This is a genomic window from Pseudomonas sp. Leaf15 (assembly GCF_001421425.1).
In the GTDB taxonomy this organism is placed as follows: domain Bacteria; phylum Pseudomonadota; class Gammaproteobacteria; order Pseudomonadales; family Pseudomonadaceae; genus Aquipseudomonas; species Aquipseudomonas salomonii.
Genome location: NZ_LMKI01000035.1, coordinates 97,662 through 124,518, shown reverse-complemented (window position 1 = coordinate 124,518; position 26,857 = coordinate 97,662). Strand labels below are relative to the sequence as shown.

The 26,857-nt window shown below is 53.8% G+C and carries 23 protein-coding genes; 8 read left to right on the top strand and 15 right to left on the bottom strand.

The window, feature by feature from the left end:
* Nucleotides 1-20: 20 nt before the first annotated feature.
* Genes ccoP through ccoN form a run of 4 tightly spaced genes read right to left on the bottom strand, consistent with a single transcriptional unit; the run spans nucleotide 21 to nucleotide 3,212 of the window.
* On the bottom strand, nucleotides 21-968 hold the full coding sequence (gene ccoP / locus ASE80_RS26400; RefSeq protein ID WP_056861519.1) for a cytochrome-c oxidase, cbb3-type subunit III: 948 nt from the start codon (nucleotides 966-968) through the stop codon (nucleotides 21-23).
* Nucleotides 965-1,165: a cbb3-type cytochrome oxidase subunit 3 gene (locus ASE80_RS26395; protein WP_056861518.1), complete on the bottom strand. Its 201-nt coding sequence runs from the start codon at nucleotides 1,163-1,165 to the stop codon at nucleotides 965-967. Before ASE80_RS26395 ends, ccoP begins: the two co-directional genes overlap by 4 nt.
* A 3-nt stretch (nucleotides 1,166-1,168) precedes the next feature.
* The gene (gene ccoO / locus ASE80_RS26390) at nucleotides 1,169-1,777 is read right to left on the bottom strand and encodes a cytochrome-c oxidase, cbb3-type subunit II (RefSeq protein ID WP_034108140.1); all 609 of its coding nucleotides are present in this window, start codon (nucleotides 1,775-1,777) and stop codon (nucleotides 1,169-1,171) included.
* 10 nt (nucleotides 1,778-1,787) lie between these two features.
* Nucleotides 1,788-3,212 (bottom strand): cytochrome-c oxidase, cbb3-type subunit I, encoded by a 1,425-nt coding sequence (gene ccoN, locus ASE80_RS26385; RefSeq protein WP_056861517.1) that lies wholly within the window; start codon nucleotides 3,210-3,212, stop codon nucleotides 1,788-1,790.
* A 79-nt stretch (nucleotides 3,213-3,291) separates the two neighbouring features.
* Between ccoN and ASE80_RS31210 the strand changes: the two genes are divergently transcribed.
* Nucleotides 3,292-3,975, top strand: coding sequence for an alpha/beta family hydrolase (locus ASE80_RS31210; protein ID WP_056861516.1), 684 nt, complete (start codon nucleotides 3,292-3,294; stop codon nucleotides 3,973-3,975).
* 115 nt (nucleotides 3,976-4,090) lie between these two features.
* On the opposite strand, the gene ASE80_RS26375 is transcribed toward ASE80_RS31210, so the two are convergent.
* On the bottom strand, nucleotides 4,091-5,656 hold the full coding sequence (locus tag ASE80_RS26375; RefSeq protein ID WP_056861515.1) for a methyl-accepting chemotaxis protein: 1,566 nt from the start codon (nucleotides 5,654-5,656) through the stop codon (nucleotides 4,091-4,093).
* A gap of 73 nt (nucleotides 5,657-5,729) precedes the next feature.
* Nucleotides 5,730-6,521 (bottom strand): CPBP family intramembrane glutamic endopeptidase, encoded by a 792-nt coding sequence (locus ASE80_RS26370; RefSeq protein ID WP_056861514.1) that lies wholly within the window; start codon nucleotides 6,519-6,521, stop codon nucleotides 5,730-5,732.
* A gap of 421 nt (nucleotides 6,522-6,942) precedes the next feature.
* Between ASE80_RS26370 and ASE80_RS26365 the strand changes: the two genes are divergently transcribed.
* From ASE80_RS26365 to rfbC, 6 genes are all read left to right on the top strand, one after another.
* Nucleotides 6,943-7,803, top strand: coding sequence for a DMT family transporter (locus ASE80_RS26365; protein WP_056861513.1), 861 nt, complete (start codon nucleotides 6,943-6,945; stop codon nucleotides 7,801-7,803).
* Between the two features lie 255 nt (nucleotides 7,804-8,058).
* Nucleotides 8,059-9,033 carry a glycosyltransferase family 2 protein gene (locus tag ASE80_RS26360; RefSeq protein WP_082463685.1) on the top strand — a complete coding sequence of 325 codons (975 nt, stop codon included), beginning with the start codon at nucleotides 8,059-8,061 and terminating at the stop codon, nucleotides 9,031-9,033.
* A 4-nt stretch (nucleotides 9,034-9,037) separates the two neighbouring features.
* Nucleotides 9,038-10,108, top strand: coding sequence for a dTDP-glucose 4,6-dehydratase (gene rfbB, locus ASE80_RS26355; protein WP_056861511.1), 1,071 nt, complete (start codon nucleotides 9,038-9,040; stop codon nucleotides 10,106-10,108).
* The gene (gene rfbD / locus ASE80_RS26350; RefSeq protein WP_056861510.1) at nucleotides 10,105-11,001 is read left to right on the top strand and encodes a dTDP-4-dehydrorhamnose reductase; all 897 of its coding nucleotides are present in this window, start codon (nucleotides 10,105-10,107) and stop codon (nucleotides 10,999-11,001) included. Before rfbB ends, rfbD begins: the two co-directional genes overlap by 4 nt.
* 2 nt (nucleotides 11,002-11,003) lie before the next feature.
* Nucleotides 11,004-11,888, top strand: coding sequence for a glucose-1-phosphate thymidylyltransferase RfbA (rfbA, locus tag ASE80_RS26345; protein ID WP_056861509.1), 885 nt, complete (start codon nucleotides 11,004-11,006; stop codon nucleotides 11,886-11,888).
* The gene (gene rfbC, locus ASE80_RS26340) at nucleotides 11,888-12,433 is read left to right on the top strand and encodes a dTDP-4-dehydrorhamnose 3,5-epimerase (protein ID WP_056861508.1); all 546 of its coding nucleotides are present in this window, start codon (nucleotides 11,888-11,890) and stop codon (nucleotides 12,431-12,433) included. Before rfbA ends, rfbC begins: the two co-directional genes overlap by 1 nt.
* 149 nt (nucleotides 12,434-12,582) lie before the next feature.
* On the opposite strand, the gene ASE80_RS30955 is transcribed toward rfbC, so the two are convergent.
* The 9 genes from ASE80_RS30955 to ASE80_RS30950 form a co-directional block, all read right to left on the bottom strand.
* Complete coding sequence (locus ASE80_RS30955) at nucleotides 12,583-13,050, bottom strand: hypothetical protein (protein ID WP_133257308.1); 468 nt, start codon at nucleotides 13,048-13,050, stop codon at nucleotides 12,583-12,585.
* 2 nt (nucleotides 13,051-13,052) lie between these two features.
* Entirely contained in the window at nucleotides 13,053-14,276 is a 1,224-nt protein-coding gene (locus ASE80_RS26335; protein ID WP_056861507.1) for an acyltransferase family protein, read from the bottom strand.
* A 220-nt stretch (nucleotides 14,277-14,496) separates the two neighbouring features.
* Nucleotides 14,497-15,444: an NAD-dependent epimerase/dehydratase family protein gene (locus ASE80_RS26330; RefSeq protein ID WP_056861506.1), complete on the bottom strand. Its 948-nt coding sequence runs from the start codon at nucleotides 15,442-15,444 to the stop codon at nucleotides 14,497-14,499.
* Nucleotides 15,441-16,856: a glycosyltransferase gene (locus ASE80_RS26325; protein ID WP_056861505.1), complete on the bottom strand. Its 1,416-nt coding sequence runs from the start codon at nucleotides 16,854-16,856 to the stop codon at nucleotides 15,441-15,443. The genes ASE80_RS26330 and ASE80_RS26325 overlap by 4 nt, the downstream gene beginning before the upstream one ends.
* A 150-nt stretch (nucleotides 16,857-17,006) precedes the next feature.
* Entirely contained in the window at nucleotides 17,007-18,338 is a 1,332-nt protein-coding gene (locus ASE80_RS26320; RefSeq protein ID WP_056861504.1) for a glycosyltransferase family 4 protein, read from the bottom strand.
* Nucleotides 18,335-22,900, bottom strand: a complete 4,566-nt coding sequence (locus ASE80_RS26315) for a glycosyltransferase (protein WP_056861503.1) — start codon at nucleotides 22,898-22,900, stop codon at nucleotides 18,335-18,337. Before ASE80_RS26315 ends, ASE80_RS26320 begins: the two co-directional genes overlap by 4 nt.
* A gap of 4 nt (nucleotides 22,901-22,904) precedes the next feature.
* Nucleotides 22,905-24,224, bottom strand: coding sequence for an ABC transporter ATP-binding protein (locus ASE80_RS26310; protein WP_056861502.1), 1,320 nt, complete (start codon nucleotides 24,222-24,224; stop codon nucleotides 22,905-22,907).
* Nucleotides 24,214-25,047, bottom strand: a complete 834-nt coding sequence (locus tag ASE80_RS26305; RefSeq protein WP_056861501.1) for an ABC transporter permease — start codon at nucleotides 25,045-25,047, stop codon at nucleotides 24,214-24,216. The genes ASE80_RS26310 and ASE80_RS26305 overlap by 11 nt, the downstream gene beginning before the upstream one ends.
* Nucleotides 25,047-25,379: a hypothetical protein gene (locus ASE80_RS30950; RefSeq protein WP_133257307.1), complete on the bottom strand. Its 333-nt coding sequence runs from the start codon at nucleotides 25,377-25,379 to the stop codon at nucleotides 25,047-25,049. Before ASE80_RS30950 ends, ASE80_RS26305 begins: the two co-directional genes overlap by 1 nt.
* Before the next feature lie 901 nt (nucleotides 25,380-26,280).
* On the opposite strand from ASE80_RS30950, the gene ASE80_RS26300 reads away from it, so the two are divergent.
* On the top strand, nucleotides 26,281-26,739 hold the full coding sequence (locus tag ASE80_RS26300) for a hypothetical protein (protein WP_056861500.1): 459 nt from the start codon (nucleotides 26,281-26,283) through the stop codon (nucleotides 26,737-26,739).
* Nucleotides 26,740-26,857: the final 118 nt, after the last annotated feature.

Genomic DNA, 26,857 nt, shown 5'->3' with positions numbered 1-26,857 from the left:
GCTCCCTCGCCACAGGTCAGTTACTCAGGTTGGCTTTCTGGCGTTGCGCCATCAGCGTTATGGGACAGGCTGTACACGTACGCCGCCAGCAGGTGCACCTTGTCATTGCCTTGCAGTACCTCCTGCGCCGGCATCTGACCTTGGCGACCATGGCGGATAGTCTGCTGCAACTGGGCCAGGCTGGTGCCGTAGATAAAACCGGCAGGCTCGGTCAGGTTCGGCGCGCCCATGGCCTCCATGCCGTGGCCTTGTGGGCCGTGGCACGCCACGCAAGTGGTGTTGAACGCGGCCTGGCCGGCCGCGAGGTCGGCGGTGGTGTCGGCCGGTAATGGCAGTTTGGCCAAGTCATGCCGCACATAAGCGGCGACGTTCTTCACGCCGTCTTCACCGAGGATTTCACCCCAGGCCGGCATCGCCGCATGGCGCCCGCTCATGATCGTCGCCTTGATCGCTTCAGCCGAGCCGCCCCAGCGCCAGAGGTTGTCCGCCAGGTTCGGGAAACCATACGCGCCCTTGGCATCCGAGCCGTGGCACACCGCGCAGTTGGAGGCGAACAGGCGCCCACCCATTTTCAGCGCCTGCGGGTCTTTGGCCACTTCTTCCACCGGCATTGCCGAGAATTTGGCGAAGATCGGCCCGAACCTGGCATCAGCCCTGGCCATTTCCTTGTCCCATTCCTTGGTCTGGGTCCAGCCGTCTTCATAGCCCGGCAACACGCCTTTCCAGTTGCCCAGGCCCGGGTAGAGGATCAGGTAGCCGACCGCAAACACCAGAGTGCCGGCGAACAGCATGAACCACCACTGGGGCAGCGGGTTGTCGTATTCCTCGATGCCGTCGAAGGCATGGCCCATGGTCTGGTCAACGCTGCCTTTGGTTTCGCCCTTGCGGGTGCCGACCAACAGCCAGGTCAGCCCGATCAGGCTGCCGAGGGTCAATACGCAGATCCATGTACTCCAAAAGGTAGTCATGGCTGGGTGCTCCTTGTTGCAGGCTCTTCTTGAGCGTCGGACGGGGATGGTTCATCGGCAAACGGCAGCAGGCGGGCCTGCTCGAAGTCCGCGTTGCGCCGGTTGTTGAACACCCATAGCGACAGGCCGATAAAGGCGATGGCGACCACCAGCGTGCCAAGGCCGCGGATGGTGCCCGCATCGAATTCAAATCCCATGGCTCACCTCTTGCTCTTGATGGCAGTGCCGAGCACTTGCAGGTACGAAACCAGCGCGTCCATCTCGGTCTTGCCCTTGAGGCTGGCGACGGCGCCACTGATGTCGTCGTCGGTGTACGGCACGCCGAGGGTGCGCATCACCTTCAACTTGGTCTCGGTGTGGCTGCTGTCGACTTGGGCTGTAACCAGCCACGGGTAGGCCGGCATTTTTGACTCCGGTACCACGTTGCGCGGGTTGTACAAGTGCGCGCGGTGCCAGTCGTCCGAGTAGCGTGCGCCGACGCGTGCCAGGTCCGGCCCGGTGCGCTTGGAACCCCACAGGAACGGGTGGTCCCACACGCTTTCACCGGCTACCGAGTAGTGGCCGTAGCGCTCGGTTTCGGCGCGGAACGGGCGGATCATCTGCGAGTGGCACTGCACACAGCCTTCGCGGATGTAGATATCGCGACCTTCCAGCTGCAGTGCGGTGTAGGGCTTCATGCCTTCCACCGGTTTGTTGGTGACGTCCTGGAAGAACAGCGGGACGATCTGGGTCAGGCCGCCGATGCTCACGGCGAGCACCATGAGTAGCATCAACAGGCCGACGTTCTTTTCAATCGTTTCGTGTTTCATCATCGACTCCTCAGGCCATCTGCGCCGCAGCGGTGACTTCGGCAGGTTGCGCCGAGCGCACGGTGCGCCAGGTGTTGTAAGCCATCAGCAACATGCCGCTGAGGAAGATCGCACCGCCCACCAACCGCACGATGAAGCCAGGGTGGCTGGCCACCAGGGTTTCGACGAAGGAGTAGGTCAAGGTGCCGTCTTCGTTGACCGCACGCCACATCAGGCCCTGGGCAATGCCGTTGACCCACATCGAAGCGATGTAGAGCACGGTGCCGATGGTGGCCAGCCAGAAGTGCGCGTTGATCAGGCCAAGGCTATACATCTGCTCGCGGCCGAAGATTTTCGGGATCATGTGGTACAGCGCGCCGATGGAAATCATCGCTACCCAACCGAGGGCACCGGCGTGTACGTGGCCGATGGTCCAGTCGGTGTAGTGGGAGAGGGCGTTGACCGTCTTGATGGCCATCATCGGCCCTTCGAAGGTCGACATGCCGTAGAAGGCCAGGGACACCACGAGGAAGCGCAGAATCGGGTCGCTGCGCAACTTATGCCAGGCGCCCGAGAGGGTCATCATGCCGTTGATCATGCCGCCCCAGCTGGGTGCCAGCAGTACCAGCGACATCACCATGCCCAGCGACTGTGCCCAGTCCGGCAGCGCGGTGTAGTGCAAGTGGTGGGGGCCGGCCCAGATGTACAGGGTGATCAGCGCCCAGAAGTGCACGATGGACAAACGATAGGAATACACCGGACGTTCGGCCTGCTTGGGCACGAAGTAATACATCATCCCCAGGAAGCCGGCGGTGAGGAAAAAGCCTACCGCGTTATGCCCATACCACCATTGCACCATGGCATCCGTCGCACCGCCGTAGAGGGAGTAGGACTTGGTCAGGCTGACCGGGATTTCCAGGTTGTTGACGATATGCAGGATGGCCACGGTGATGATGAACGCACCGAAGAACCAGTTGCCCACGTAGATGTGCTTGGTGTTGCGCTTCATCACCGTGCCGAAGAACACGATGGCGTAGGCCACCCAGACAATGGTGATGAGGATGTCGATCGGCCATTCCAGCTCGGCGTATTCCTTGGAGCTGGTGTAACCCAGCGGCAGGCTGATCGCGGCCAGGAGGATGACCAACTGCCAGCCCCAGAAGCAGAACGCGGCGATTTTCGGTGCGAACAGCTGGGTTTGGCAGGTGCGTTGCACCGAGTAAAAGGAGCTGGCGAACAGCGCGCAGCCACCGAAAGCAAAGATCACTGCGTTGGTGTGCAGCGGGCGCAAACGGCCGAAGCTGGTCCAGGGCAAATCGAAATTGAGTGCAGGCCAAACCAATTGGGCGGCGAGAAAAACCCCGAGCCCCATGCCGACGATGCCCCACACCACCGTCATAATGGCGAATTGGCGGACCACCTTGTAGTTATAGGCGGTACTTAAAGTAGTGTTCATGGTTCCCCATCCACGGTTCAACCCAAGCAAATGCGGCACTTGGGCTGGAGTTATAGGCAGACTAAAAAGCGAGGCAAGCATGGGCAAAGAGCACAAGGCCAGTATTGACGGGGATCAATGGGCGCAGTGTGTGCGCGAGTGCGGCTGGTTGTGGGATGCGGCGACCGCGGCTAGCGCACGCGAACCGGTGACGCTGATCCTGGCCCACGGCGCCGGTGCGCCGATGGACTCATCCTTCATGAATGACATGGCTGCACGCCTTGCCGGGCATGGCGTGAACGTGTTGCGCTTCGAGTTTCCCTACATGGCTCAACGCCGCGTGGACGGCGGTAAACGCCCGCCGAACCCTGCGCCGAAACTGCTCGAATGCTGGCGTGAGGTGTATGCCGAGGTGCGACGTCATGTCGCTGGGAAATTGGCAGTTGGCGGCAAGTCCATGGGCGGGCGCATGGCCAGTTTGTTGGCCGATGAGCTGGGGGCTGATGGGCTGGTGTGTTTGGGTTATCCGTTTTATGCGGTGGGCAAGCCGGAAAAACCTCGGGTCGAACATCTGGCCGGCTTGAAGGCGCCGACGTTGATTGTGCAGGGCGAGCGCGATGCGCTGGGCAATCGGGCGGCGGTGGAGGGGTATGCGTTATCGCCGAGCATCGAAGTGATGTGGCTGGTGGCGGGGGATCATGATTTGAAGCCGTTGAAGGCTTCGGGGTTTAGTCATGAGCAGCATTTGGAGGCGGCTGCGGTGAAGGTGGCTGGGTTTCTTTGATCGTTCCCACGCTCCGCGTGGGAATGCAGTCCTGGACGCTCTGCGTCCGCTTTTAAAGCCGTGACGCAGAGCGTCACAGGAGGCGTTCCCACGCAGAGCGTGGGAACGATCTGTATCAGCGGTTAAAACGTTCTACCAGCGAATACTGGGTATTGGCTGTATGCGTCAGCTCTTCACTCAACTGCGCCGAGTTCATCGCCTGCTCCGAGGTCTGGTCCGCCAACAGCGCAATCGTGCTGATGTTACGGCTGATCTCTTCGGCCACTGCGCTTTGCTCTTCGGTTGCGGCGGCAATCTGCGTCGTCATGTCGGTGATATTGGCCACCGCCTCACTGATGCCCACCAACGCCTGATCCGCCTCCATCACCCGCGCCACACCTTCTTCAGCCTGGCGATGCCCGGCGTCCATGGTTTGCACGGCCGCCGCTGCGGTGTGTTGCAGCTTGGCGATCAGCGTATGGATCTGCCCGGTGGACTCGGCGGTGCGCTGCGCCAGTTGGCGAACTTCGTCAGCCACTACCGCAAAACCTCGGCCCATCTCACCGGCGCGCGCCGCTTCGATGGCCGCGTTCAGTGCCAGCAGGTTGGTCTGGTCGGCAATGCCTTTGATCACATCGACCACGCCGCCGATTTCATCGCTGTCCTTGGCCAGTTGGGTGACGGTCACACCCGTCTCGCCCACGGCCACCGACAGACGCTGGATCGCTTCGCGGGTTTCCCCGGCGATGTCGCGGCCGCGGCCGGTCAGGCGGTTGGCTTCCTGGGTAGCATCCGCCGTGCGCTGTACGTGGCTGGCGACTTCCTGAGTGGTCGCGGCCATCTGGTTGACCGCCGTGGCCACCTGTTCGGTCTCGACACGTTGGCGTTCCAGTCCGCTGGAGCTGTTATGCGCCAAGGTATTGGACTGCGCCGCTTGGTCGTTCAGGTGTTCAGCCGTGTCCTGCAAACGTGTCAGACAGGTCTTCAGGCGCGCTTCCTGGCTGAGGATCGACATCTCCAGCCGCGCCTGCGCGCCTCGGCTGTCGGTGTACATCTGCGCGATCAACGGGTCAGACGTGGTCTGTTCGGCCAAACGCAGCAAGCGCTTCAGGCCGCGCTGCTGCCAGCTCAGCCCCAACAGACCCAGTGGCACCGACAGGCCCGCCGCCAGGGCAAAGCCCCAGTGGGAGTTAAGCGATGCACCGATCATGAAGCTCAGCTGGCTGACCAGGATAAACGGCAGCCAGTCCTGCAGCACCGGCAGCCACTTGTCGCGCTGCGGTACGGCCGACTTGCCCTGGTTGATGCGTTGATAGAGCGCTTCGGCCCGGCGGATCTGCTCGGCGGTGGGCTTGATGCGCACCGATTCGTAGCCGATCACCTGGTTGCCATCGAAGACCGGTGTCACATAGGCGTTAACCCAGTAGTGATCGCCGGTCTTGCAGCGGTTCTTGACGATGCCCATCCATGGCAAGCCTTGTTTGAGCGTGGACCACATGTGCGCGAACACCGCCGACGGAACATCCGGGTGACGCACCAGGTTGTGCGGCGCTCGGACCAATTCGTCGCGGGTGAACCCACTGATTTCGACAAAAGCGTCGTTGCAGTAGGTAATGACCCCTTTGGCATCCGTGGTGGAGATCAACCGTTGCTGAGCGGGGAAGGTACGTTCGCGCTGGGTAACGGGTTGGTTATTACGCATGGTTGTTCAATCCGCAAGGCTTTCAGGGGTTATCGGCGCTTGCGGGCTTTTATTTAACTTATTTTTGCAATAATCAGCCGGCCAGCATCGGGTAGGTAAACAAGCCGAAGTGAAGCAGGTTCAGCCCGAAGTGCGTGGCGATTGCCGCGCCCAACCCGCCAAAGCGATACGCCAGGCCATAACCGACCCCGGCGATGCTGGCCAGCAATACCCAGTGCCAACCCGCGCCCATGTGCACCAAACCGAATAACAGCGAGGCCAGCAGCAGTGCCACATTCTCGCCGTAAGGCAGGTGTTTGAAGCGCTTGCTCAGGCCGCCCTGGATGTAGCCACGAAACAACGCCTCTTCAACCAGGGTCACCAGCAGCAGGTTGTTCAATACCCACAGCCACGCCTGTTCCGGCCATTTGGGCGCCCAACTGACCATCCCCAGCAACATTGCGCCGCCGAGCGCCGCGACTGCCGTCAGGGTCAAGGCCAGCGCCGCCACGCAGATCGACAGGCGCAATGACCTGCGTGCCACGATCCAGGGGCAGGCCAGCAGCAGCCAGAAGCCGATCAAGGGTTTGTCCTGGTTGAGGTACATCGAGAACGGCACCGAATCAGGCGTAAAGCGTTGAGGCGCGATGCCACGGCCGTTGTAGAAACCTGGCAACCAATGCATCGCCAGGCCCAGAGCCAGTACGATAAACAAGCCGTGCCCGAGGTAACGCGCCCACGGGTTGCGTTGCTGGCGCACGGCGTAACCTGCGATCAGCAGCATGACCACGGAGACCGCCGCCAGCATGCCCAGTTGCCCGTAGGTCAGGGCCAGTACATAGCCAATGGAAAGCAGCACGAGGTACAGCCAGGGCAGAGCAATCATGTGAAATCCTTGAAAAAATCCGGCCAGCATTATAACGACCGGTTTTCGTTGCCGGCATGAAAACTCCGCCACGCAAAACGCTTGGGTGAAGTGATTGCAAAATCGGTTGGCGGCTGGTTATAGTTCACGCGTCTTTATCCCTTCAAAAAGATCAGCACATGCCAGCTTCCCAGCGCATAGCGGTAGTCGATTCAGCGGTCAACGCTGTGGTCGTGCCGTGTGGGAACAAGCAGCCTGCGCAGATCAGTCACTATCCCCCACCTGTCAGTCGCACGCCGGTGTACGCAGTCGTATCACCGCCGGGTGTTGGCATTTCGGGCTGATCAGCGAATCGCTGTTCCCGTCTGCCCGCCTGAAAAAAAACCATTGAATCTCAGCGTCTGCTGAATCGGCTTTTTTTGCCTGATGACAGGTGGTAACCATGTCTGTTTTTTCGAAACAATCCGTGGCCGCGGCGGCCTCGACGAGTCTGTTTGTCCTGCTGTGGAGCAGCGGGGCGATTTTCTCCAAGTGGGGCCTGGCCCATGCTTCACCCTTTGCCTTCTTATTGATCCGTTTCGCCATCGCCCTGGCGGGCCTGGTGATCCTGGTGCCGATCCTCAAGCTGAAACTGCCGCGCCCCGGCAAACCCATGCTGTACGCGGCGGCGACCGGCCTGGTGTTGTTGGGGGCGTATCAGATTTTCTACCTGCTGGCGCTGGACCTCAAAGTCACGCCTGGGATGATGGCCACCATCATGGGCGTGCAGCCGATCCTTACGGTGGTGCTGATGGAGCGTCAGCGCTCGCTAAGCCGATTGTTCGGCCTTGGGCTGGGGTTGGCGGGGTTGATCATGGTGGTCTATCAGGGCATCGGGCTGTCGGGTATGTCCTTGGCCGGGATGCTGTTCGGCTTGCTGGCGCTGGCCAGCATGACGCTCGGTTCGATCATGCAAAAACGTATCACCGATAACCCGTTGGGCACGCTGCCGGTGCAGTACGTGGCGGGGCTGCTGCTGTGCGCGGTGTTTGTGCCGTTCCAGACGTTCCACTTTGAGCAAAGTGCCAGCTTTTATCTGCCGGTGCTGTGGATGGGCCTGGTGGTGTCTTTGTTGGCGACGCTGCTGCTGTATCGACTGATCGCGCGTGGCAATCTGGTGAATGTCACCAGCCTGTTTTACCTGGTACCGGCGGTAACGGCAGTGATGGATTATCTGATCTTTGGCAATCGGCTGGCGCTGTTGAGCGTGTTGGGGATGGGGTTGATCGTTGTTGGGTTGGGGTTTGTGTTTCGCAGAAGCTGAACTATGCACTGAGCATTGAATGGCGAGCTGACTGCAACCGACCAAGGTGAATGCTCCATCGAAGTACAGCTAATAGAAGTGTTGCACCTAACAGGTGCAACACCTCGCTGTAGAGCGTTTGAGGAGCGCTGAGTGGTCGACCATTGGTCACACGCAGGATTGCTCTTACAGACCAATGCTGTAATAATTCCGACCTTATTGTGGCCTATATCCTACCTCCCTGCAGGATATGTAGTACGCTCGCAAAGGGATATTGTGTCTATATTCGCATCGCGCAGTCTTTCTAATACTCTCCCGAATGACGTTAGCCTGGCCAACGTTGCGGTGCTGATGTGCTCGTACAATGGTGAGGCGTTTCTTGCAGAACAGCTCGACTCCATTGAACGGCAGAGTCATTATGGCTGGAGATTATTCATCTCCGATGATGGTTCCAAAGATGGCTCGCCAGCGATTTTTCAGCAGTACTGTAATCGTTGGGGCAGCGACCGTTTAAGCGTGGTGTCTGGCCCTCAGAAAGGCTTCGTGGCAAATTTCCTCTCGTTGACTTGTCGTTCTGAGATTCAGGCGGATTATTTTGCCTGGTGTGATCAGGACGATATTTGGAACGACGACAAACTGCAGGTCGCTGTCGACTGGTTGCAAAGCCAGCCTTCGAATGTGCCAGCACTTTATTGCGGTCGGACTAAGTTGGTAGGCGATTCTGGCGCTGCGCTTGGTTTTTCGCCACTTTTCGCGCTACCTCCACATTTCTCGAATGCATTGGTCCAGAGCATTGCGGGCGGCAATACCATGGTTTTCAACCAGGCCGCGCGCGAACTGATCATCGAGGCCGGTGCGGATGTCGTTGTGCCCTCCCATGACTGGTGGGCCTATCAACTCGTTACGGGTGCGGGAGGCGTCGTTCACTACGATCCCGAGCCGAGAATGCAGTACCGCCAGCATGATGAAAATCTGATTGGCAGCAACTCCAGCTGGGCAGCACGTCTGATTCGGCTGCGGATGATCTTTCAAGGACGTTTTTACGAGTGGAACGAACAGAATATTCGAGCACTCGAAGCCATGGAGCATCGTCTTTGCGAAGAGCATCGAACGACCCTCGCACGCTTTAAAGGCGCACGGAGTCAAACGTTATTTAGACGAGTGCTGGGGTTCTGGTCCGCCGGTTTGTATCGGCAGACGTTTATGGGGAACCTCGGGCTAATTTTTGCAACATTACTGAAAAAGATCTGACTCAATGACTATCTTAGTAACCGGCGGTGCTGGCTTTATCGGTGCAAACTTCGTATTGGACTGGGTAGCTCAGACAGATGAGCCGGTCATTAACCTGGATAAGCTGACGTACGCCGGCAACCTGGAGAACCTCAGCTCGCTCGAGGGTGACAAGCGCCATGTGTTCGTCCAGGGCGATATCGCCGATACCCAACTGGTCCAGCGTCTGCTCGCAGAGCACCAGCCACGCGCGATCCTGAACTTCGCTGCCGAGTCGCACGTCGACCGTTCTATCCATGGCCCGGAAGACTTTATCGAGACTAACGTCGTCGGTACTTTCCGTCTGCTGGAAGCGGTACGTGCCTACTGGAAAGGCCTGGAAGGCGATGCGCAGCAGTCCTTCCGTTTCCTGCACGTATCGACCGACGAAGTCTATGGCTCCCTGGCCAAGGACGATCCGGCGTTCACCGAAACTCACCAGTACGAGCCAAACAGCCCTTACTCGGCGAGCAAGGCCGCGAGTGACCATCTGGTCCGCGCCTATCACCATACCTATGGTCTGCCGGTGCTGACGACCAATTGCTCGAACAACTATGGTCCGTACCATTTCCCGGAAAAACTGATTCCGCTGATGATCGTCAACGCACTGGCCGGCAAAGCGCTGCCGGTGTACGGCGACGGTCAGCAAATTCGTGACTGGCTGTACGTAAAAGACCACTGCAGCGCCATCCGTCGCGTACTGGAAGCCGGTACTGTGGGCGAGGTCTACAACGTCGGTGGCTGGAACGAGAAGCCGAACCTGGATATCGTCCACACCGTATGTGCGTTGCTCGACGAGCTGCGCCCTCAAGCGGAAGGCAAGCCTTATAGCGACCAGATCGCTTACGTGACCGATCGCCCGGGCCATGACCGCCGCTATGCCATCGACGCGCGCAAACTGGAGCGTGAGTTGGGTTGGAAACCGGCTGAGACGTTCGAAACCGGTATCCGCAAGACCGTCGAGTGGTACTTGGATAACCAGGATTGGGTCAGCAATATCCAATCCGGCTCGTACCGCGAGTGGGTTGAAAAGAACTACGCCGAGCGCACGGCATGAAGATCCTTCTGCTTGGCAAAAATGGCCAAGTGGGATGGGAACTCCAACGCAGCTTGGCCCCTTTGGGCCAAGTGCTTGCGCTCGACTCCAAAAGCCAGGACTACTGCGGCGACCTCAGCGACCTGCAAGGCCTGGCCGCGACGGTGCAGCGCTTTGCGCCTGACGTGATCGTCAACGCTGCCGCCTACACCGCCGTCGACAAGGCCGAAAGCGAGCCTGCCCAAGCCCTGCGTGTGAACGCAGAAGCCCCGGCAGTGCTGGCCGCCGAAGCACTGAAGCTGAATGCGTTGCTGGTGCACTATTCCACCGACTACGTGTTCGCCGGCACTGGCGACACGCCCTGGCTGGAAAGCGACCCGGTCGGCCCGTTGAGCGTCTATGGTTCGACCAAGCTGCAAGGCGAGCAGGCCATCCAGGCCAGCGGCTGTGCGCACCTGATCTTGCGTACCAGCTGGGTCTACGCCGCGCGCGGTAACAACTTCGCCAAGACCATGCTGCGCCTGGCCAGCGAACGTGACAGCCTGAACGTGATCGACGACCAGTTTGGCACGCCGACCGGCGCCGACCTGCTGGCCGACATCACCGCCCACGCCATCCGCACGCTCGGTGTGAACCCGCAATTGAGCGGGGTTTATCACCTGGCAGCAGCGGGCGAGACCACCTGGCACCGTTATGCCCGCTTCGTGCTTGAACAGGCGCAAGCGGCTGGCGTGCAGCTCAAGGTCGAACCGGCAAACGTAGGCGCGATCACCACCGCCGCGTACCCCACGCCCGCCCAGCGCCCCGGCAACTCCCGACTCAACACTCAAAAACTGCAGAATGCCTTCTCACTGCGCTTGCCTCAATGGCAGGACGGCGTGGCACGGATGCTCGTAGAAATTCTAGAGAAATGAACATGCTTAAACGTAAAGGAATTATTTTGGCCGGCGGTTCAGGCACCCGCCTGCACCCAGCAACCCTGGCAATTTCCAAGCAATTGCTGCCGGTCTACGACAAGCCGATGATCTACTACCCGCTGACTACGCTGATGCTGGCGGGTATTCGCGACATCCTGATCATCTCCACGCCGCAGGACACCCCGCGCTTCGAGCAACTGCTGGGTGACGGCAGCAAGTGGGGCTTGAACATTTCGTATGCCGTGCAGGCTTCACCGGATGGCTTGGCGCAGGCGTTCATCATTGGCGAAGATTTCATCGGTAATGATTTGTCTGCCCTGGTGCTGGGTGACAATATTTATCACGGCCATCATTTTGATCAGTTGCTCAAAAGCGCAATGGTCCGCGAGGAAGGCGCGAGCGTCTTTGCTTATCACGTGAACGATCCGGAGCGCTATGGCGTGGTGGAGTTCGATAAACAGGGCAAGGCAATGAGCCTGGAAGAGAAACCACTCAAGCCGAAATCGAACTACGCGGTCACCGGGCTGTATTTCTATGATCAGCAAGTAGTTGATATTGCCAAAAGCATCAAGCCTTCGCCTCGTGGCGAATTGGAGATCACAGACCTCAATCGCGTTTACATGGAACGAGGCAGTCTTTCTGTCGAGATCATGGGGCGGGGTTATGCCTGGTTGGACACCGGTACTCACGAGTCTCTTCTTGAAGCAAGTCACTTTATCGCCACTCTGGAGCATCGCCAGGGTCTTAAAGTTGCCTGCCCTGAAGAAATTGCGTTCCGTCAAAAGTGGATCGATGCTGAGCAACTGGAACGTCTGGCGGCACCACTGGCCAAAAACGGTTACGGGCAATACCTCAAGCGGCTGTTGAGCGAGACCATTTACTAATGAAAGCAACACCGTTAGCTATTGCTGAAGTAGTGCTATTCGAACCCAAGGTATTCGGCGACGATCGGGGTTTTTTCTTCGAAAGCTTCAACCACCAACAGTTCGAAAGCGCTATCGGTCGTCCTGTGCAATTTGTCCAGGACAACCATTCGCGATCGGCAAAGGGTGTGTTACGCGGGCTGCATTATCAAATCCAACAGGCCCAAGGGAAGTTGGTACGTGTGGTCCAAGGCGAAGTATTTGATGTGGCTGTGGACCTCCGTCGTAGCTCCGCGACTTTCGGCAAATGGGTTGGGACCTATTTGTCTGCCGAGAACAAACACCAGCTATGGGTGCCGGAAGGCTTCGCACATGGCTTTGTTGTACTCTCTGAGACGGCGGAGTTTCTCTATAAAACCACGGATTACTACGCTCCTGAGTATGAGCGTAGTATTCGTTGGAATGATCCCGCGCTGGCTATTGATTGGCCATTTGAGGGGGATGTTATATTGGCTTCAAAGGATTCAAGTGCCAAGCTTCTTGGCGAAGCTGATGTCTTTGTATAATGACGGAAAATGCTGCCCTTCTCTTTCGTAGTCGACTGAGGCCAGTCTACTCGCGCAATGCAAGTAGATGAGCTCCTACGCTCCTGGCCGTTTACAGGTAATTCTGTAATAGGCCAGGCAGGAGTTAGGGTGCTTGAAAACATCCGTCGTCAGTGGTTAACAGTTGGGAACAGTGCACGATGATCATCCCAATCTGCGCGACCTTCTTTAACTTGAATAAGTTGACCTGGCACTTTATATGCCGCGATTCCCATTGATACGGATTGCTCGAATTCTTTTCGAGATATAGGAATTGAGCATTTTAATACTGCCTTGCCTTGGCAGTATTTTTTTAGTGGAAAATCGCCAACGTTGAAAATAATTTTTTGACTTGAATCGTTCAAATGAATAGCGAAGTTGAGGTCTTCCTGTGTTTCGGAAGTAAGTGTTATTTCAGCAACTTTGTGCCGATCTTCTGTATCTGAAGATTCAAATTTTATGCTTGATATGTGTGTGCCATCAATAAAGGTAACATTGCCATCCACGACGTTCGCTTTTTCAATAGATAACATTGAGTAAATCATACCCGTCGCCATCGCAACGGTTGCAAAGGCTGGAATAATCCAATACTTATTCATGCTTAAAACCTATTTAGATGCAGGGTGGTAACTGCAATGATAAGTAACGCTGCGCAGGCGGATGCCGCATAATTATAACTGGATTTGAAATTCACAGCGGTAGACGGGTGGCGCCGGTCATAGGCATTCATAATGAAATGACGGCAGGGGTCTTCGACACCTTTATAAAGTAGGACTGAGGAAAATAAGGCGACTAGCCAAAACGCGGCATAGCCAACGAGACCATAGAGTTTGATGCTTTCTGTATAGGGTTCAATAAACGTAATTATAATCGCATGGACTAAATAGAGTGAAAAACTGATCTCGCCCAGAAAAACCATCGGTTTGGTGGACAGTAGCTTGCCTATAGGTCCTTTGCTAAGTGCGAAAACGAGAATCAGCAAACCCCAGATAAGCCAAATACCCTCGCGTTGGAAGTAGTAGCCTGCTGCGGTGCCAAATATACCGGCGATTCTCGCAGGGTTACCGGCCAACAGCATTCCCACCACGACTAAGCCGAGTGACATGATTTCCAAGTACAACCATCCGAAAGCGTTGGTCTTGAATTCATGAATGGCTGGCGTCATGAAAACTTTAGCCAGAAAAATACCGAACATAAATTCGAACGCGCGAACTAATGGATTGAAATACAGCGTCCCCAGCAGGCTGACCCCGTTGTAGTCGTCAGAAGATTTTAGCTCAAGTGAGTTGCCAGCCCAAATAAACGCCGCAACGATAATCGTTGCACCGAAGAATAGCTTGGCCCAATGTTTGCTCCATAGTCCAATCAACATAGGGAATAGAAGGTAAAAGAACATCTCATTGGAGATGCTCCATGCTACTCCGTTAAAAGACAGTGCCCAAAGTTTTAAAGGAATCCAGGACTGTACGAGTGTCAGGTTTGAAATCAAACGCAGTGCGCCAGTTTCGCCGCCAAAATAGACAGTACGATCAAAATGAAATATCAAACCGATCCAGATTATGCAGGTGACAAGGTGAAGTGGCCAGACTCGTGCAAAACGCGCCACCAGAAATCGCTTGATCGACCCATCTTTTGAGAAGTCCCTGTAGTTGTAGGCTAATATGAACCCGCTTAGTACAAAAAAGAACGAGACGCCTTGGCCCAGAGGAGCGGCTTCTGCGATCCCAAATGATCCGAAAATAGGGTGCGCGTGTGTAAGTACAATCATCGCCGCAGCGAAAAACCTGAGGGACGTCAGCGCGTCCAATTTGTGCTTAACGATCACATGTATTACCTGAAGGAGTGAGGGAGGTTATCGTATCGCTATCGACACTGAATTTAAAGGACTGCACCACATCCCAGTTCATTGAGTTGGAAGTGGGTGAGTCTGGTTGAATACTTATATAGAGAGTGCTGATTATGCTGATTGGCATACTTCTATCTCGGATAAATCTGCGGAGGGGACGTAAGTCCCGCAAGTTTAAGCTCGCGGGGAGTTACGTACCTTACTCAGCGTGAGGTTTTTTGTCGATCTGGCTCAGGTACCACTCAATAGTGCTGGTAAGCCCGTCTGCCAGATTGTGTTGAGCGGACCAGCCCAATTCCTGTTCGGCTAGGCTGCAGTCCAACACGTTCACGGGTACGTCGAAGGGGCGACCGGGTTTGTACGTGCGCTCAATCGGTTTGTTGACGATTTTCTCAATAACATTAATAAGCTCATTCAACGAAGTGCCTGTGCCGGAACCCAAATTGAAAACTTGATGTTTGCCTGTATAGCGCAATGCTTTGACGAAAGCGTCGGCGAGATCTTTGATATAGATGTAATCACGGGTCACGCTGCCGTCACCCCATATCTCGATGGGGTTGTTGGCTACCGCCCGATTGATAAAGGCAGCTACTGCGCCTTGCGCGGTCTCGATACGCTGACGCTCTCCATATGGATTGGCAACCCGTAAGGTAATAGGCTCGATGCCGTGAAGTTGGCTATAGAGATATAAATATTTTTCGATAGTCAGCTTGCTGATACCGTAAGACACTTCCGGTTCAGTGGGGTGGGTCTCAGGAATCGGCATCTGATGTGGGCGACCGTAAACAGTTCCGCCCGACGAAATAAACACAATTTTCTTGATGTTTAGCTCAACCATGGAGTCGAGCATATTCAAGGTGCTGACGACATTGGTTTGAATGTCGTAAATGGTATCTTCGTTGGAAGACTTGGGCAGGGTGGTGGATACCAGATGAAGTATCCCGTCGGTGCCTTCCATGGCACTGTGAAGATTGTGCTTGCTCTGGAAGTCACCGGTGATCCACTCAACCGATTCGTCGTCCGTAAATTTGCGGTAAGGCTCCACACGGGGGCGCTCAAAAATACGCAGGCTGTGCCCTTCTTTCAGCAGTTGATCCGCGATTGTGGAACCAATAAAACCGCCGCCACCAAAAATTACATATTTCATAAAATCTCCGTTTTTTCATGAGGCCTTTTAATCAGCCCTATATACGCTTTGTCCAGAGCATTGGCGTATATTTTTAAGGTAGAGCCTGCAACTCTTGGCGTTCGATGTAGGCCAGTGGTTCCAGGCTTGAATGCGTTGAGGTGGTTTTTCAATACCTGAGCGAGTGCATGACTGTTACCTGCTGGGAACAATTCAACAGCGTCTTCGCTATTGAGGTACTCCGTGATGCCGGTGACGTCACTGGCGATTACAGGAAGGCCGCTTGCTAAGGCATTCAGGAGTACCAAGGGTGCGTTTTCTCGCCAAATTGATGGGATGACAAGAGCGTCGAGATCGGCCATGACGTCACCGATCAAATCGGGGGCGAAGGTGCCGGCAAAATGAACCCGCTCGTCTTCTGCGCACTGTGCCCGTAGTGAAGCTACATAGTCTGGATAATGTTCGGTATCGCCGTAGATTCGGATGTCGATATTTTTGTTGTCGATCATCTTGATGGCGTCCAGCAACACATGGCAACCTTTATGGGTTATTAGCGTGCCTATAAAGCCAATGGTATAGCTGCCTGACTTCGAGTGCTCCCTGAGTATCAGTTCCTGCGTAATGACAGGAGGTTCGACCGCGTACTTGAGCGGTTGTATTTTTCTTCCTGAAATTTGATTGGCTTCGAGCAAGGATTCAATTGACTGCGTCGGCGGCAGGATCAAATCTGTTTTTGATAGATAGTCAGTAATAATTGACTTGCGACTTTTTAGATCGATATACATTCTTCGATATCGAGCCAGCCTTGAAAGCGGGAGATGTGAGAGGATCTGGAAGAGTAAAGCAATCATCTTTGCGGGTACTATTTTTACCGAGTCCACCAATACTCTCTTATTGGTATTCATCAGAAGATGCTTCAGGCAATTTCCCGCTTGGCTGGCCGGGCCATTGCACTCCGGAGTTCCCCAAGGTTTCAGCAGCTGACAGGTCCTGCACGTCAGCCAATAATCGGTAGGCGTAAATACAGTGGGTATATTGCGCTTAAGGCAGGATTGCAAACACGACAAGGTCAGATTTTTAAAATGAAAAAAATGTACTAGGTCTGGTTCAAATGATTCAAGTATCGCCTCAAACTCGGGCACAATATTTTGATTGTCATACTCCTCCACGACCGTCTCGGCTGTGAATTGCCCTTGTCTATAGGGCGTCCAAATGCGATGGACGGTAAAACCTTGAAACTCATAGCTATCGCTGGAATAGAGCTGAGCTTGCGTCAGGGCGCCCGTCACCACATGCACGTCATAGCCAAGGCTACGCAGCGCCTTAGCGGTAGATAGAGTGAGCACTTCGGTGCCAGCACTGAACGTCGGAAAAAACTGATGCACGCAAAGCAGAATGCGTGGGGCGCTGGAGGGCAAGGATAAGCTGCTCATATGGCCTCAGAGGAAATCGCCATTTACGGCCCTTGCCTTGAATACGGGGTCGACGGAAGGAAAAGCATGCTGCGTGATAACGTACTTCATTTTGGCCACAGCCTGCCATCAAACCTTGCGCGGTGTTGATGGCAGTCGTCGGTTCAATAATCAGACGCCATACATGGCAAAGGTTTCCTTGGCCATCGTTTCCGGGGTCCGGTCATAATTTGTGGTAGAGGACATGCCATAGAGCGTGGCCGGCGCCAACACCAGGCTGGACAGTTTTTTATACAAGTCGTCGGCACTTCCTCTGGCAAACGCTAACCCGTTGACGCCTGGTTCGAGGAACTCGGTCATGCCTTGTACATCGGAAACGAGCACAGGGGTGTGCGTCGCCAATGCATTGAGCAATACCAGTGGGCTGTTTTCGTACCATTTTGACGGCACGACGAGCAGGTCAAGATCCTTCAGGATATCGACCATGTCACCTTTGTCAAAGGTGCCTAGGAATTCGATGTCGCCACCCGCTGCTTTCGCTTTGAGGTCAGCCATGTAGGCAGGGTCCTGATCCGCCGGACCGTATATCTTCAAGCGCGCAGAATTTTTCGGCAGCCGTTGGAAGGCGTCTACCAACAGGTCCGTGCCCTTGTGGGGAGCGATCTGACCGATAAAGCCTATGGTCGGGACATGATCGGACGAACGCGTAGGCTTGGCCGTACGATCAATATCAATGCCGAACCAGAGTGCGTGCATAGGCACTTTTACTTCGTTGGCCAGGTAGGCTTTTTTCAGAAACGCCGTAGGCGCGACGGCCCCTTTGTAGCCCTGGTTATAAAGCGAAATCAGTGTATCGGGGCGGCGTGCAATGTCTTCAATAGTGCCGTCAATTTCACCATTTTTGAGCCCTGGCATTTTGCGCAAGAACGTAGCTGACGTTGCAATGACCTTTGCTGCCGTGGCTGATTTGGCATACCCCATCCAGCCCCCAACCTTGCCGCGGGCAGCTTCTTTTATGTAGCAGGCGACACAGTTGGATCGGCTCCGGGACGGGCCCGCGCAGAGCGCGCCATCTGCGGCTTCCAGTTTGTTGTTGAGACAAAAGCCAAAGAAGTCGGTGAATGTGGCGTAGGTAGGAATACCCAGCGCCGTTGTCGCTTCGAGCAGCACAGAGGTGTGATTGATCAAGTGCGTGACATGTACGATATCTGGTTGCAGCTCAGACAGCAGCGACTTAAGAATTTCGCGCATTTCCGGCTGATAGTACGTCTCTTTGATACGGCTGTGCGGAACCTTGTTCTTGTCCAGGCAGATAACCTTAATGCCCTCATACTCAAAATGAGAGAGAAGATTTTCTGTTGCCGGCTCGCCCTGAAAAATCGCGCTCACGACAGTTACGTCATGGCCCCAGGCAGCATAATTTTTCGCCAGCTCCAGGGTATAAGTTTCCGTCCCATAGAAATGGTCGGGGAAGAAACAATGTACAAAAAAGACGATTTTCATTTTTTCTTTTCAACCATGATGTCGCTGTAAATATTCTGATAACCCTTAATCATTGCTTGAATAGAGAAATTATTCTGGGCTCGTTTTCTGTGGAGTTCAGCGATTTTCAAGCGACGAGTATCATCTTCAAGCAACGACACGATGATATCGGACAGCGCATCAGAGTTGCCTGGCGGTGCGAGCAGAGAATCGTCTTCAACGATTTCTCCAATAGCGCCGATATCGAAACCCACCACTGGCACACGCATGTTCATCGCAAATGGGCTGACCTGGCCGAAGCTTTCCTTCCAGACGGGGGCGACGAAAATCTTCATGCGGTCGTAAATGGCAGGCAGGGTGTCATAAGGCACGTAACCGGTGAACTCAAAGTTTTCCGCAACACCGGCCTCTTCGGTAGCCTTCATAAAAGGCTCCATCAGGCTGCCTCCACCCACGATCAATACTTTGATCGATGGCTTTTTCTGGGCGGCGAGAATGAAAGGCATAATGGATTCGGAGTTGAGTTTGTCGCCCTCAAGGCGGTAAACCATACCGATACAGTCTTCCTTAGGCTTGCGGCTATTACGCGACTGGAACATGGCGAAGTCAGAGCCGGGGTAAACCGTGACGTGGTTGGATTGCTCTTTCCCGAATACACGTCTTACGTAATCGCTGACGTACACGTAGCGTTTGATCGCTTCCGAATAGTAGGGTGCAACTGGGGTGTTGATGTTTTGAATGACAGGGATGCCCATCACCTCGGCTGCCTTTACTGCCTTCGCATACCATGGCTCATCACAGTCACCCCAATAGTGCATGTGGATAAAGTCGGGTTGAATGTCTTTAAAGAGATTTACGAACGGTGTTTCATCGTCGGGGAAGCGAACTTCTTCAACGGGGATTCCAACATATGCCGCTGGTTGAGGGGCGTAGCTGGTGACTATCCTCTGGTCGTACTTTCCGCCCAGATATTCATAAATATCGACTACTAATCGTGATGAGCCGCCGGTCATAAAGTTAGCAATGACATGCACCACAACCGGCCGGGCCGCGGCCAGTTTCTTCGGCTGTTTTACCAGATAGCCGGTCTCAGGAGTCGTACTGATGGCGGTACCCACTCGTTGATTACGCAACCGTTGTACCGCTGGGAGCAGTGCAACACGCAGTCGGTTTCTCAGTGCGGACGGCATGACCAGGCTACCACTCAGGTAGATGATTTTAGCTATACCTCGTAGTGATACGGGGCGTGCCGCGATCGCATCTCGCCAGCGCAGCAGTCGAGTTTGGCGCAATTGGTTAAAGCGAGATTTTTCTTGCTCGATCGCATGAGACCAATTTTTTTGTTCTTCCGATAATTGCACCGCGGATCGTTCCAGCTGTTCCTTCAGTGAGTTGATGACATTATCCTTTTCGTTAATCGCCGCGTTGAGACGATTAACTTCCGTGCTCAGCTCATCTAGCTGAGAGTCATTCTGGCGGATTTGCAAATTGGCCTCGAAAATTTCCTGGTGAGTGTTGGCAAGCAATGAGTCTTTTTCCAACAGCATGAGGTTGAGCTGTTCAACCTCCAGCCCTTGTTCGCTCAATTGGTGTTTCTTATCCTCGCAATGAACGTTGAGCCGGGATATTTCCCGACCGGTCTCATTAAGTAGCAAGTCTTTTTCGACAATCACCTCATTCAAGCGGTTTAGCTCAAGCGCCAATTCGTTAAGGTGATTGTCTTTTTGCTCATACTGTTCGTTAAGGTGGGAAAGGGTGTCGCCCAGCTCGCTGAGACGCGAATCTTTCTCTGTCATCATCAGTTGCAGACGGTGTACCTCTGCGCCGAGTTCGCCAAGCTGAGTACTTTTTAATTCACTCTGTTCACTGAAACCAACGATTTCGCTGCCCAATTCACTGAGGCGTAAGTCTTTCTCTGTAATCATCAATTGCAGGCGGTGCACCTCGGTGCCGAGTTCGCCTAGTTGGGTACTCTTTAATTCATACTGTTCACTGAAGCTGGCAATTTCGTTGCCGAGTTCGTTGAGACGAGAGTCTTTCTCTGTAATCATCAGTTGCAGGCGGTGCACCTCAGTGCCGAGTTCGCCTAGCTGGTTGCTTTTTAATTCATTCTGTTCACTGAAAAGAGCAATCTCACTGCCCAGCTCATTGAGGTAAGCGTCTTTTTCGGTCAACAGCAGGTTCAGTCGATGGATCTCGACGCCCAGCTCATGGAGCTTGGATTCCTTGTGACTGGTTGTTGAGCTTAGCGAGGCAATTTCCTGACCAACTTCATTCAGGCGCAGGTCTTTTTCAACAATTACATGATCCAGGTGGTTGAGTTTTTGACCGATCTCATTCAGCAAGCTGTTTTTAGACTCGATCAATAAATTCAATCTTTGTAGTTCCAGGCCAGACTGGTTGAGTTTCTGGTCTTTTTCTACGGTGTGGCTATAAAACGCATTTACTTCGCGCTTCGCCATTTCAGACACTTCACCGATTAAAATGTCTTTGTTAATCAGGATTTTATTCAGACGATCAATTTCAACGCGCATCTTATCGAGCTGGCGCAGCTGCGAAATCCGATCTCGTTTTAGTTGGTGCCACCATTGTGGAGTTTTCTGCTCGGCATTTTCTACGTACCTCAAGGCATACGAGCAGGAGGTAGCATACTCAACGATAGCGCCTAGTTCATACAGGCCAAAGTCGCTTGGGTTTTCCAGCGATCCGTAGGCCGCTTTCCAATCGAGTTTCAATGCCGCTTCGGCTGCGATTAAGCCCTGTTGCCAGTAGTCTATAGCGGCCTGAGTGTGAGAGCGGCCGGACTCTATCAGCCCGAGATTCAAGAATGCATGAATCTGTTTGGTGATGAGCGTTGGGCTGTAATCGGCACAGTCGAAGGCAGTGCAGGCTACGTAATAAGAGATAGCTTTTTGGCTCTCACCGTATTTTTGCCAGAGCTGCGCAAGCAGATAGCAGAGGGAGACCTGCCATCTTAGTTGCTGAGGCGTTGAAGCGGTCTCATTCAGATAAGGCTGGCACTGCTCTTCAAAGAGCTCAACATCAAGCCAGCCACATTCAGCGCTGTCGTACAGCTGATAACCCGACACGCATAGCGCCGCGCCCTGGTCTGGTGTGGTCGCTGGGGCCTCCAGTGCTACCTGCTTGCTGAGGGCGCTGAGCAGTTGGGCATTACTGATGCGATGCCCGATCGTGACCATACCTTTGACCAACCAAGGGTTGTCGTATTCTTCGAATCGCGTTACGTGCCATTCCGGGTTCTCCGGATACTGGTCATAGGTTGTTTCTGTGTAAGGCACATCAGCGCCTTCACTCGGTGCTTTCATTCCGACCAGCAAGCTCCACTCGCATTCTGGGTCGTCTGTGGCGAGTGTGTCGACGCTGGTTTGGAAAAGTTGGCGTGTGCCCACCGCCCATTGTTTGTTTTTCTTATATTGATCGGCTGTTTGCCCGAACGCAGCCTCCACCAAAAAGTGCTGTTGTGTTTCCTGGAGGATTTTTTCCCATGTGTAGACATGAAAGTGAAAGGGGTTGGGGTCTTCTCCGGTCTCATCGGACCAGTCCCTGGGAACGGACAACACGATGCGCCCAGCGGGCGTAAGCACCCTATGGAACTCTGCCATCAAGGCTTTCGGATCCTGTACGTGCTCCAAGGTCTCAAAAGACGTGACCAAGTCGATCGAGTTGTCAGGGATATCAAAGAGTGCTTCTGGAAGCCACCCTTCTTTGAAACTCAGGTGGGTCGACTGTGCGGCGAAGTTTAGCTTGGCGTATTCAATAGCGTATTCGCTGCCGTCAATACCCAACACGCTAGCGGCATCAGAGCACTTGCGTAAAAGGTAGGAGCCGTAACCCAGCCCACATGCAGCGTCGAGCACGCGATCGCCCGGACGTATATAGCGGCTGGCTAAAACGTAGCGAATGATATGAGCATCAGAGCGACTACCTGGCTCACGGGTCATATCCATGTGCAAGTCGCGTTCTTCGACCAGCGCAGTCAATGGGTACTTAAGTGCGGCCTCGTTGGGGATTTTCTCCAGCGGGATCGCGACCTTGCCTTGTTCCTCTTGAAGCGCCTGGTAGTCGTTTACTCTGTAGTAAGCCGCGTGCTTACGCATCCCAGCTTGAAAAAACTGAGCTTCACAGTCTTTGCGAAACGCTGAAGCCTGCGAGGGTTCCGGATGGTCCAGATACAAAAACACGTTAGCATTGGAGACGCGAATAATCTCTTCTATAAAACGCGTCTCCAGAACGCCCGGTTGAGGGAGTTCGGTGACCAAAACAGTGTTGAACTGGTCGTTGGCGAACGGAAACTGCTCACCTTCAAGCTGTTGAAAACGACCGTTTAGCCGGTGTGCACAATAGTCAGTTCGGGCGGGATCTAGTCCCAAGCTGATGACTTGAATACCGCTGGCTAAAAAATACTGAATAAGGGGCAGGTCAGAAAGACCTATATGCAAAAGCGGGCCGTTACCGCAACTCCCAAGCAGCTGCTCGGCAACTTTGGACATTTCATCGGACGACATGAAAATGGGTGCGCGGGTTGAGCTGTATTCAATAAGATCAGCAGAATTCAAAGTCATCTGTTCAACCCTTAATCGAAATGGCTTTCATGCGGAGGTCCATTACACCGCCAAAATGGTATTCACGAGGCTTGGTCGCAATCGAGAAAAAAGCAGCCTCATCGCGCCAGTGAATGATGCGCTGCTCTGCGTAATAAGGTTTACCTTCGTGCGAAATGGCCGCCTGGACCTCATAAAGGTTTACACCAAGGCTGCAGACAAATTCGAAATCTACGGTGAATGTTTCGCCTGCGGAGAAACTCTTACCCCAAAAGTACTCGCCCTCGCAGAGGTTCGCATCAATAGCCATGTCCTGATTCAACGTGCCCCAGGAGTAAATTTTCACGCCTTCTTTGTTGCGCAACCGGATACCGACGTTGAGGTTGCTAAGGTCTGAGTGACTGACGCACTCTACGCGTAGCACTGCGGTCTCAGTAGGGTAGAAAACTTGTTTCTCCGCGCCGTCCGTGTCGAGTACTTTGACCGAAATGACTTCTGCGTCAAAATTGCCGAATGAGAACTTGTCAGGGGCTTTGCCCTTGACGGATGGCGCTGCCTGAGTCTTGTTTGAAACAACCTTCGTCAGGTGCGCAAGGTAGGCACTTTCTTGGGCGTGCAGATCTCTCCGGTAATCCAGAATGACTTCTGCCGAAGGCCCAGCGCTTTGAATTCTGCCATTGGACAGGAAAATTGCGCGTTGGGTGAGTGTGCGTACCGACTCCTCATCATGGGATACAAAAAGCAGAGTAGTGCCACTGCTGGTCAGCATTTCGATGCGTTCGTAACAACGCTTCTGAAAGAGGGCGTCACCGACAGCAAGCGCCTCATCGACGATCAGGATGTCCGGTTTCAGGTTAGCCTGTACGGAGAACGCCAGCCTAACGAACATGCCACTGGAGTACGTTTTTACGGGCTGATCGATAAACGTACCGATATCGGCGAAAGAAAGAATGTCATCCATCAATTCATCGGTTTGTTGGCGGTTCAAACCGTGAATAGCACAATTCAGGTAGACGTTTTCACGACCGCTGAAGTCTGGATTGAAGCCAGACCCGAGTTCCAGCAAGGCGGCAATCCTTCCGTTCACATTTACTGTGCCAGAGGTGGGGGTTAACGTTCCGCAAATAATTTGTAGCAGCGTTGATTTGCCTGAACCGTTCTTGCCAATGATGCCGACCGATTCGCCGCGTGCGATTTCAAAGTTAATATCGTTAAGCGCCCAAAATTCTTTGTGCGTCTTCAACGAGGGTAGAAACATTTGCAACAGACGATCTTGAGCTTTTTCATACATGTTGAAACGCTTGGACAGACCGCTGACACTGATAGCAACATCGTTAGAGTACATCTGCGAAACCTGCACGAGTTTTTTGAAAGAAGGCGTAGCCCAAGGCGCAAGTGATAACTCCAATCCCGAAGCTTATTGCCAAGCTGTGCCAGTCTGGTAGTTGTCCAAATAGCAAGGTCGCTCTTCCGTTTTCAATAATGGCTGTCAGTGGGTTCAGATACAGCCAGCCTTGATACTGTTCAGGCAGTGCCGATATAGGGTAAAAAACCGGCGATAAAAAGAGTAGCGCCGTCACAGCCATGCCGGTAATTTGCCCGATGTCTCTGATATAAGTACCGAGCGCAGCCAGTAACCATGAAATGCCCATCATCATAAATACCAGTGGTACTATAATTATCGGGAAGTATAAGGCCGTCAGCGGGACTGTATGATTGAAAAATAGCTGAGTGGCGAGCAGTACGCTTAGGCTAACGGTAAAGTGAAACAAGGCATTCAGTACTGAGGTCATAGTCAGCACTTCAATAGGGAATACCACTTTTTTGACATAGTTGACGTTGCTCAGAATCAGCTTGGGTGCCGAGTTGATGCATTCTGCACAGAAGCCATGGATGATCAGTCCGGCGAATAGCACGAGCGCGAAGTCGACTTTTGACTCAGAACCCAAGCCGGCGCCCCAGCGTGCCTTGAAGACTGTCGAAAATACAAATGTATAAATGGTGAGTAGCAGAAGCGGGTTGATAAATGACCACGCCACGCCCATGACGGAGCCACGATAGCGCGAGGAAATTTCTCGTTGGGTCAATTGGAATATCAACTGACGATGTCTAAAACCACTTTTCAGCATCTGCCAAGGGGAAAGTGGTTGAGCGGTATGCATTTCCATTAGTTGATTCTAACCTGATGTAAATTTAGAGCGTATTGCTGAATACGGTCATTGATAGAATAGGATTGACCATCGTCCACTACTACTTGTTCAATAAAAACGGTATCGGGTATTTGAATGGACGGTGCTTTCATAGCAGATGCTTTCTCTTCATCCGGGAAATTGGGTTTGGGCAGGTATTCAGCAATTAAGAATGAAAAGCGGGTGCAGAGCAGCGTGCGTCCCATAAACTGACCTTTGTCGAGTGCCAAAGGGAGGGGCGATGATTTCTGCAGGCGTCTGATTGGGCCTTTTGACGCTGCCTCTCCAGATCTTGACGTTATGGTGTTCATCGAGATTTTTTTGCTTTGGCGGACTCATTCAGACGTTGCTCGGTCGTGTCAAAAAGCGGTACCGATGTCGGCTAAAGCTTCAAAGCGTAGAGTTTAGCTTTATTGGCATTTTGGGACTAGCGATAATTTCTTGTGGCCATTCGTCTGGTCCATGGGCCAGTAAGCAGAAGCGCTCGTGCCTAAATTTTGCAACGCTAAGCACCTTGGTGCACGCAAACCTCAGGTGAGATGAGGCTCTGCACCCTCCGATCGATTTCGTCCGCCGGCAGTCTTACGGCAGCTCCTTCCTTTAATCCACATGCTGCAGTGATCCGACAGGTGGCTGTCCTAGCGAAGGATAAACTCAGGCGGTTGTGTGTCAAAGGCCGGTAATAAAGCTTCCCAGGTCTTGAGATCAACGGGGCGGTGGAAATTTAATTCGACGAGGGGTGGGCAAGGAGATGCGGGCGAGAGTGTGTGGCCTTTGGGGTGAGCGCGCAGGCGTTTTCGTTGCTCACTTGCTCTACCAAAGCTGGTTGTACAAAGTTATGATGCTGGCCCGTCAAAATGCCGGCCTATAGAGTGTAGAAAAGGCTATGCGAATGATGCTTTCGAATTCATAGGACCTCTGTCCTTGGAGCGGCCGTTAGTGACTTTGGTGTTCATGCTTCGGGTCAGGCTGTTGATAGACGGTAATAGCCGCGTCAGTTGTCCGTATGGTAGGTCGTAGAAGTCATCAAGCATTGGTAGCCAATTCGGTAAAATCTTTTTATTTAAGAGCCGTATTTGTTGCTATCACACTGCCTTTCCTCGGGTGGGGTTGTTGTAATGCCCCCAGGGATAGTCGCAGCGTGCCTCCTCTATAACGTGTGTTTGTGGCTACTGAATTGTTGTATCCAACTGAATTGAAAAGGAACGTAGCATGAGCAAATTTTGGATTATTCCTGCGGTAGCGGTTGCTGCAATCGTAGCTGGCATCATTTACACGTCGACCGCTACGCAAAGTCCAGTGGCGTCCAAAAAAACTGTATTCGCCGATGGTACGACCATCTCGGATCTGCGTTTCGACTCAACCGATTCGTTGGATAAGCATAAGCTTGCTGTGATGAAGGTGGCCCGCGGCAAGGAGAGTGGTCTGTCGTTTGCGGTTCACTTGAATGATGACAAGCAAGCTATTGCGGAAAATGTGGGTGATTTTGAGTTGGCTAAATTTTGTACGGGTACCGACGTATTGACCTGTTCCATTCCGCTCTCCCTGAGTGGTTTCGAGCACTCCAAATCGCTGGGCGTTGTCGCTTACAGCACGCCAGGCGTTCAATTGGTAGTAAAGGAAGGCCGTTCGGACTGGGATGGTCATCGCGCTATCTTCCCAACGAACTGAGATAGGGCTTGCTCGGGATACCAGGCCTGAGCATTCTGCATGAGCTCAAAAGCGTCAATTTTGAAGCACTGGTCCAGTTTCGTTGCTGCTTAGGCCGCGATTAGAAGTGACGAGGCGG

What these genes read in the sequence shown, in the direction of transcription:
- ccoP (WP_056861519.1), bottom strand. Translation starts at nt 968, where the DNA reads ATGACTACCTTTTGGAGTACATGGATCTGCGTATTGACCCTCGGCAGC.
- ASE80_RS26395 (WP_056861518.1), bottom strand. Translation starts at nt 1,165, where the DNA reads ATGGGATTTGAATTCGATGCGGGCACCATCCGCGGCCTTGGCACGCTG.
- ccoO (WP_034108140.1), bottom strand. Translation starts at nt 1,777, where the DNA reads ATGAAACACGAAACGATTGAAAAGAACGTCGGCCTGTTGATGCTACTC.
- ccoN (WP_056861517.1), bottom strand. Translation starts at nt 3,212, where the DNA reads ATGAACACTACTTTAAGTACCGCCTATAACTACAAGGTGGTCCGCCAA.
- ASE80_RS31210 (WP_056861516.1), top strand. Translation starts at nt 3,292, where the DNA reads ATGGGCAAAGAGCACAAGGCCAGTATTGACGGGGATCAATGGGCGCAG.
- ASE80_RS26375 (WP_056861515.1), bottom strand. Translation starts at nt 5,656, where the DNA reads ATGCGTAATAACCAACCCGTTACCCAGCGCGAACGTACCTTCCCCGCT.
- ASE80_RS26370 (WP_056861514.1), bottom strand. Translation starts at nt 6,521, where the DNA reads ATGATTGCTCTGCCCTGGCTGTACCTCGTGCTGCTTTCCATTGGCTAT.
- ASE80_RS26365 (WP_056861513.1), top strand. Translation starts at nt 6,943, where the DNA reads ATGTCTGTTTTTTCGAAACAATCCGTGGCCGCGGCGGCCTCGACGAGT.
- rfbB (WP_056861511.1), top strand. Translation starts at nt 9,038, where the DNA reads ATGACTATCTTAGTAACCGGCGGTGCTGGCTTTATCGGTGCAAACTTC.
- rfbD (WP_056861510.1), top strand. Translation starts at nt 10,105, where the DNA reads ATGAAGATCCTTCTGCTTGGCAAAAATGGCCAAGTGGGATGGGAACTC.
- rfbA (WP_056861509.1), top strand. Translation starts at nt 11,004, where the DNA reads ATGCTTAAACGTAAAGGAATTATTTTGGCCGGCGGTTCAGGCACCCGC.
- rfbC (WP_056861508.1), top strand. Translation starts at nt 11,888, where the DNA reads ATGAAAGCAACACCGTTAGCTATTGCTGAAGTAGTGCTATTCGAACCC.
- ASE80_RS30955 (WP_133257308.1), bottom strand. Translation starts at nt 13,050, where the DNA reads ATGAATAAGTATTGGATTATTCCAGCCTTTGCAACCGTTGCGATGGCG.
- ASE80_RS26330 (WP_056861506.1), bottom strand. Translation starts at nt 15,444, where the DNA reads ATGAAATATGTAATTTTTGGTGGCGGCGGTTTTATTGGTTCCACAATC.
- ASE80_RS26325 (WP_056861505.1), bottom strand. Translation starts at nt 16,856, where the DNA reads ATGAGCAGCTTATCCTTGCCCTCCAGCGCCCCACGCATTCTGCTTTGC.
- ASE80_RS26320 (WP_056861504.1), bottom strand. Translation starts at nt 18,338, where the DNA reads ATGAAAATCGTCTTTTTTGTACATTGTTTCTTCCCCGACCATTTCTAT.
- ASE80_RS26315 (WP_056861503.1), bottom strand. Translation starts at nt 22,900, where the DNA reads ATGACTTTGAATTCTGCTGATCTTATTGAATACAGCTCAACCCGCGCA.
- ASE80_RS26310 (WP_056861502.1), bottom strand. Translation starts at nt 24,224, where the DNA reads ATGTACTCTAACGATGTTGCTATCAGTGTCAGCGGTCTGTCCAAGCGT.
- ASE80_RS26305 (WP_056861501.1), bottom strand. Translation starts at nt 25,047, where the DNA reads ATGGAAATGCATACCGCTCAACCACTTTCCCCTTGGCAGATGCTGAAA.
- ASE80_RS30950 (WP_133257307.1), bottom strand. Translation starts at nt 25,379, where the DNA reads ATGAACACCATAACGTCAAGATCTGGAGAGGCAGCGTCAAAAGGCCCA.
- ASE80_RS26300 (WP_056861500.1), top strand. Translation starts at nt 26,281, where the DNA reads ATGAGCAAATTTTGGATTATTCCTGCGGTAGCGGTTGCTGCAATCGTA.